The organism is Saccharopolyspora sp. NPDC002686 (genome assembly GCF_040295745.1).
In the GTDB taxonomy this organism is placed as follows: Bacteria; Actinomycetota; Actinomycetes; order Mycobacteriales; family Pseudonocardiaceae; genus Saccharopolyspora; species Saccharopolyspora oryzae.
In genome coordinates, this window is sequence record NZ_JBEOVY010000625.1 from 1 (window position 1) to 1,842 (window position 1,842).

Genomic DNA, 1,842 nt, shown 5'->3' on the forward strand with positions numbered 1-1,842 from the left:
GGGTTCTGAGTGGTTTCCTGGCGAGGACGGCCCCTCCGCCTTGTATTGGGCATACATCAGGAGGGCACCCGCAGTCCCGCAGCTGCTCGTCGAGACTGGACGAACCAGTCAAGAATGGGTAAGCTGTCCCCATGGCGCGACCTAGGAAGTTCGACGAGCAGCAGGTACTTGACACTGCCCGGGAGCGGTTCTGGTCGGGTGGGTACGCCGCCACGCGAATGGAAGACATCGCCGAGGCAACGGGGCTCGGCAAAGGCAGCCTGTACGGCGCGTTCGGCGGAAAGCAGGAACTGTTCCACCGCGTGTTCGACGATTACTGCGGCTCCGTCGTCGATGCTGTGAGCCAGCAGCTGCGCGGCAACGACGCGGACGCCTACGCGCGGCTGTCCGCCCACGTGCACGCGGTGGCGGCGGCGACTGCCGCAGACACCGCCCACCGCGGATGTCTGCTAGCCAAGGGCGCCGCCGAGCTAGCCGAACACGACGAGACGGTGGCCAAACGGGCGCGCGCGGCCATCGAGGCGCTGCAGGCGCTACTGGAGGACGACATCGCAGCCTGTCAGCGCAATGGTGATATTGCCGCGGACGCGGATCCGGGAAAGCTGGCTGCGCTAGTGCTCGCCGTACTGCGCGGCATTGAAGCGCTGGGCAAGGCCGGAGCGGGCGAAGAGACGCTGACCGAAATAGCCTGGACAGCCCTTGCTGTACTGCCCCGCCCCGCTCACTGACGGCCCGCCTTCATCACGCGACGCTCTGCGGTAGCCCACGCGTGATGACCCACTGATCGGACCGCGGAGCCTCCGGTGTTGTGAACGGCCGTCTTGGTCGACTGCCAGTTCTACCGGGGCTCCGCTTCTCACATGCGCAATCACCACAGATCAGAGCGCACTTGCCAACGCCCCCAGAGCCTTAACTTCACGGCCTTGGCCTTTAGCCCGCATCCTTCCGGCGGCTCGAAGCGCACCTTCGAGCCGCCGGTGCGTCCACTTCGGACTCATGCGGGAGCTACCTGCCGTTCTCCGGGAACTCCAGGGAGATGATCCGGGCGCGCACCTCGCCGTCCGGCGTGGAGTAGCTGATCGTGTCACCGATGTGGTGCCCGGCGAGCGCCAGGCCCAGCGGGCTGTCCGTGGTCACGGTGGCGCCTTGTTGCCTGGTGGCGATCTCCTCGGTGATCGCCACCGCGCGCACGGTCTGCTCGGTGCCGTCGTCGAAGCGCAGGGTGGCCGTGGTGCCGTCGGGCACCTGCCCCGCCGGGGTCTCCCCCGGGCCGCCGGCGAGCAGGTCCGTCACCGCTCGAATGCGCTCGTCGACCGCGGCCAGCTCGTCCCCCGACTCCAGGGCGTTGGCCTCGTCGGCGCGGTCCCCGACGTCGCTCTCCTGATCGCGTATCGCAGCGACCAGCGTGCGGCGGCGTTCCCGCAGCGTCGCCAGTTCGTCCTCCAACTTGCCGCGGGCCTGCTCCGACAACTGCCCACCGGATTCCTCGACTGCCATGTCAGCACCTCCTCGACGCGGTCACCCTCCTGACATCCTGCGGGTTCTCGGTGGAAAACGCCCTCCGTCCCGTCCACGAGGTGCGACCGCCTTCGGCGCAACCCTCGAAAAGGTTCCGAATTCGGGGGGCCTCGCTCGCCGGGTCCGACGGAGAAATGTTGAAATTCGCGGTGAGATTCCACCATGCTCGTCGAGGCCGGTTTGGAGCCTTGGCAGCGCAACCACTTGAGCTACTTCGCGATTCGCGTCGGCGCCCGGCGCTTGGCCGATGCGGCCGCCTGCCTCGCGGCGGTCGGCGAGTCCGCTGGCGCTGAGATCGCCGACCGGCAAGCCTGAGAACATCCT

Annotated in this window: 3 protein-coding genes; 2 read left to right on the forward strand and 1 reads right to left on the reverse strand. The window is 67.8% G+C overall.

The window, feature by feature from the left end; genetic code table 11:
- Positions 1 to 131: 131 nt before the first annotated feature.
- Complete coding sequence (locus ABTZ89_RS38385) at positions 132 to 728, forward strand: TetR/AcrR family transcriptional regulator (RefSeq protein WP_351054343.1); 597 nt, start codon at positions 132 to 134, stop codon at positions 726 to 728.
- A gap of 277 nt (positions 729 to 1,005) precedes the next feature.
- Here the strand turns inward: ABTZ89_RS38385 and ABTZ89_RS38390 are convergent, their stop codons facing one another.
- The gene (locus tag ABTZ89_RS38390) at positions 1,006 to 1,497 is read right to left on the reverse strand and encodes a GreA/GreB family elongation factor (RefSeq protein WP_351054345.1); all 492 of its coding nucleotides are present in this window, start codon (positions 1,495 to 1,497) and stop codon (positions 1,006 to 1,008) included.
- Between the two features lie 183 nt (positions 1,498 to 1,680).
- On the opposite strand from ABTZ89_RS38390, the gene ABTZ89_RS38395 reads away from it, so the two are divergent.
- Positions 1,681 to 1,833 carry a YobF C-terminal domain-containing protein gene (locus ABTZ89_RS38395; protein WP_351054347.1) on the forward strand — a complete coding sequence of 51 codons (153 nt, stop codon included), beginning with the start codon at positions 1,681 to 1,683 and terminating at the stop codon, positions 1,831 to 1,833.
- Positions 1,834 to 1,842: the final 9 nt, after the last annotated feature.